General features: G+C 52.8%; 7 protein-coding genes. 5 read left to right on the forward strand and 2 right to left on the reverse strand.

The features are described 5' to 3' along the window. The 3 genes from NHH03_RS00190 to NHH03_RS00200 all read left to right on the forward strand — a co-directional run. On the forward strand, nt 1-362 hold a 362-nt coding region (locus tag NHH03_RS00190; RefSeq protein ID WP_253153573.1), incomplete at its 5' end, for a hypothetical protein. Nucleotides 363-649: 287 nt separating this feature from the next. Then, nucleotides 650-1,021 carry a GxxExxY protein gene (locus tag NHH03_RS00195; protein ID WP_253153575.1) on the forward strand — a complete coding sequence of 124 codons (372 nt, stop codon included), beginning with the start codon at nt 650-652 and terminating at the stop codon, nt 1,019-1,021. An 870-nt stretch (nt 1,022-1,891) separates the two neighbouring features. Beyond that, nucleotides 1,892-2,224, forward strand: a complete 333-nt coding sequence (locus NHH03_RS00200) for a hypothetical protein (RefSeq protein ID WP_253153576.1) — start codon at nt 1,892-1,894, stop codon at nt 2,222-2,224. Here the strand turns inward: NHH03_RS00200 and NHH03_RS00205 are convergent. Further along, the gene (locus tag NHH03_RS00205; protein ID WP_253153577.1) at nt 2,217-2,504 is read right to left on the reverse strand and encodes a hypothetical protein; all 288 of its coding nucleotides are present in this window, start codon (nt 2,502-2,504) and stop codon (nt 2,217-2,219) included. The genes NHH03_RS00200 and NHH03_RS00205 overlap by 8 nt on opposite strands. Between NHH03_RS00205 and NHH03_RS00210 the strand changes: the two genes are divergently transcribed. Then, complete coding sequence (locus tag NHH03_RS00210; protein ID WP_253153578.1) at nt 2,503-2,649, forward strand: hypothetical protein; 147 nt, start codon at nt 2,503-2,505, stop codon at nt 2,647-2,649. The two genes, NHH03_RS00205 and NHH03_RS00210, sit on opposite strands and share 2 nt — an antisense overlap. Before the next feature lie 76 nt (nt 2,650-2,725). On the opposite strand, the gene NHH03_RS00215 is transcribed toward NHH03_RS00210, so the two are convergent. Next, nucleotides 2,726-2,944, reverse strand: a complete 219-nt coding sequence (locus NHH03_RS00215) for a hypothetical protein (RefSeq protein WP_253153579.1) — start codon at nt 2,942-2,944, stop codon at nt 2,726-2,728. Here NHH03_RS00215 and NHH03_RS00220 point away from each other — a divergent pair. Next, entirely contained in the window at nt 2,943-3,158 is a 216-nt protein-coding gene (locus NHH03_RS00220; RefSeq protein ID WP_253153580.1) for a hypothetical protein, read from the forward strand. The genes NHH03_RS00215 and NHH03_RS00220 overlap by 2 nt on opposite strands. Nucleotides 3,159-3,776 lie beyond the last annotated feature (618 nt).

The raw sequence follows: 3,776 nt of genomic DNA on the forward strand, positions 1-3,776 counted from the left end.
ACCGTTGGCACGGTGTTCGTCAACCGAATATCATGACTCAGCTGGACTTTGAAGAAGACGGGAACCAGACGATGTTCCGGAATCGCGAATCAGGTTTCTGTCTGAGTTTCAAATCAATCGTCGCGATCTCGGAAATCGCTAACGTTCCCGTGACGACTCGCGTAGAAGTAGTGGATTTGGCGGCTCGCGTGTTGCGATGCAAACGTGAATTTGAGGCGATCGATTTCCGAACCCCAAACTTCCAGCAACGTCCGTTGTTGCTTGGTGTTTTCCACACGCTCCTGATGGTCGATGAAACGCCCATCGCAGTTGCCCAGCAAAACGAACCGCATGAATCAATCGTCAGTGTGTGGCCTGGTTGATCCGCTTCAGACATCCGACGCCTTGAGTGCCGACCTGACCCTGGCCGAGCCGATGTTACTGGTACCAGAAACCAGGCTGAAAATTGGCATGGGCTTCGTCAATCGAATATCATGACCCAGATGGACTATGAAGAAGACGGGAACCAGACGATGTTCCGGAATCGCGAATCAGGTTTCTGTCTGAGTTCCCAATCAATCGTCGCGATCTCGGAAATCGCTAACGTTCCACCACTGAACTGACGGCAGCCGGAATGGGGTAACCACGAAGGACACGAAGAGCACGAAGCATGGAATTCGATGACCTTTCGCATCGGGTGATTGGATGTGCGATCGAGGTCCATCGTGAATTGGGACCAGGGTTGCTCGAATCAGCCTACGAACAGTGTCTAGCCCACGAACTCGCACGCAACGTTATTCCGTTCAAGCTTCAGTACCCACAGCCGGTCGAATACAAAGGCATCCAGCTGGACTGCGGTTACCGAATCGATCTCCTGATTGACGATCGGTTGATTTTCGAACTGAAAAGTGTGGACAAACTGACTGGGATTCACGAGGCACAACTGCTGACCTACATGAAACTTTCCAGCGTCAAGACAGGATTGCTGATCAACTTCAACGTGACCAAGCTCAAGGATGGAATCAAGCGAATCGTCCTGTGATGGTCTCGCCTTCGTGCTCTTCGCGTCCTTCGTGGTTTAACCCTTTCCCCTGTCCGCCGAATGCCGTGTAGAATGTGGAACCATGCGATGCACGACGAGCGGCGAAGTCAAGTTGTATGAAGTGGTCAATCAACCGTCGCCGCCGCGTGATCGCCGACGTTCTGTCGCAGACTCCCATGCCAGTAATCGAACTCGAAATAACATCTATTGATGACAGCCGATTCGTCGAATTGGTTGCGTCGTTCGTGTCGCACTACGCAAAACTCTACTCACCTGGCATGGTGCGTGTGATTCATGTTGACAACTGGTTCGGCGAACGTTGGCTGGGATTTGCCGGCAAAATTCTCGGGGCGGCTGGGGTCCGAAATCGCAACATCAATGATGCGACGCTTCCATCGCCTCCATTTCGACCGTCGCGAATCAAAACCGCTCTAACGCATTACCGCGCAACAGATGGACGATACATAAAAGCCGAATCAACGCTTTCGGGCTTGCATGCGGAAAAGAGCGGTGCGCAGTTCTGGCATCTCTTTCGGCCCGGATTGTACTGCTGGTATTCCGGAAATACGTTGTCCAACACCACCGGATCGTTAATGATATATGAGGTAACCCGAGACGGATCTTCGGGATGGTATGTTTTGTTCGATCGGAAAATGGATTGGCAGGTCACTCGAACCACGAATGTCTCGCGCGAAGAATGCACTCGAATCGCCGAACGATCACGGGGCGCAGAATCGACAGAACCAGCGGATGCACGTGAGTCGCCGAGTTGAGTTTATTGAAGTGGTGAGTCTTTCGCGGCGACCACGTGATCCGTATCGTTACCCCAATCGATGTTTGCCTCTCCCGAAACCCAAGTGATGTTTCCAAATGAGCTGGGATGTTCGATTTTACGACGCTGATTCTGCAATGGGCACTAAAGCCTCCGTTCGCGAGAAGTTTCTCTCTGCATGCGAACTGATTCTTGACGCCCCAATTCCACGCCAGGGCCCAACGGAAGTTTCGGTTGATGATTCCTTTCGGTATGAGACTCTGTTCATCGGCAACAAGCATGTCACTGAATCGCTAACCTTGAGCATCAACATCCTGGACGGTGATCCGCACAGCGACAAATCGCATCCTGTTTGGGCGTTTATTCGTCGAATCGTTGAGCACACTGGTTGGCAGGCCGAAGACACCCACAACGGCGCAGCGCTCACGTAGAATGGGGTAACCATGCGATGGTGACGGAGCGGCGGTGGCACGGTTGTTCGTCTGCTTGCGAGTCAATCGCCGCCGCCCGCACATCGCTACCGTTCCCGTAGGGACTCTCGTAGAGGTAGTGGATTTGGCTGCTCGCGTGTTGCGATTCATACGCGGATTTGAGGCTATCGATTTCCGAACCCCAAACTTCCAGCAACGTCCGTTGTTGCTTGGTGTTTTCCACGCGCTCCTGATGGATGATGAAGCGCCCATCGCAATTGCCCAGCAAAACGAACCGCATGAATCAATCGTCTGTGTGTGGCCTGGTTGATCTGCTGCCGACGTCCGACGCCTTGAGTGCCGACCTGACCCTGGCCGAGCCGATGGTACTGGTGCCAGAAACCAGGCTGGAAATTGGCATGGGCTTCGTCAATCGAATATCATGATCACTCCGAACTTCGAAGAAGACGGGAACTATGCGATGTTCCGGAATCGCGATTTGGTTTCTGCCTGAGTTCCAAATCAATCGTCGCGATCTCGGAAATCGCTACCGTTCCCGTGACGACTCGCGTAGAAGTAGTGGATTTGGCGGCTCGCGTGTTGCGATGCAAACGTGAATTTGAGGCGATCGATTTCCGAACCCCAAACTTCCAGCAACGTCCGTTGTTGCTTGGAGTTTTCCACACGCTCCTGATGGATGATGAAGCGTCCATAGCAATTGCCCAGCAAAACGAACCGCATGAATCAATCGTCTGTGTGTGGCCTGGTTGATCTGCTGCCGACGTCCGACGCCTTGAGTGCCGACCGGCCCCAGGATGAATCCATGGTGCAGACGCCCTGGCCACCACTGAACCGTTGGCACGGTCTTCGTCAAGCGAATATCATGATCACTCCGAACTTCGAAGAAGACGGGAACTATGCGATGTTCCGGAATCGCGATCTGGTTTCAGTCTGAGTTCCAAATCAATCGTCGCGATCTCGGAAATCGCTAACGTTACCCGACCGTGATGACGATTCGCAATCTACTTTTCGTCGTGGCTGTTGTCTCAATTTGCATTTCGATCCTTTGCGTGCCGTACCCAGATTCGACTGCGACTATCGTGGAGGCTTCCGCAACACCAATCCCCACCGAGAATCAACCGTTTACTTTCAAGCAATTCCTTTGGCTGTGGCCCGTTAGGCTACTGGCCGTCGTTGGGAGTGTAACGTTGACAGTACACACGATTGCCCGCTTGGTCGGCCTTGGATATTTTCAGAGGTGGTTATTCGCGATTGTTGCGCCCACCATTGTGTTGATCGCTTGGCATTGGTTTTCGATCCAAGTGTTTAACAATGACCCGCAATGGTTCTCGACGTGGGATCTTATCCAGATTGGCATCGTAGTGAATTCAGCTTGCTATATCGTGCTATGCTTACTGCTGTCTGCTCCGAAGTTGTTTCTGTCTGCTGCTGTCGACTCGGACAGAGACAGCGGGTAACAATCGGATGCACGACGAGTCGGCGAGTCGTGGTATTGAAGTAGAGGATCGCTCGCGCCGACCGCGTGATCCGTACCGTTACGAGGATGAGACTC

The sequence above is a fragment of the Stieleria tagensis genome (assembly GCF_024129865.1).
In the GTDB taxonomy this organism is placed as follows: domain Bacteria; phylum Planctomycetota; class Planctomycetia; order Pirellulales; family Pirellulaceae; genus Stieleria; species Stieleria tagensis.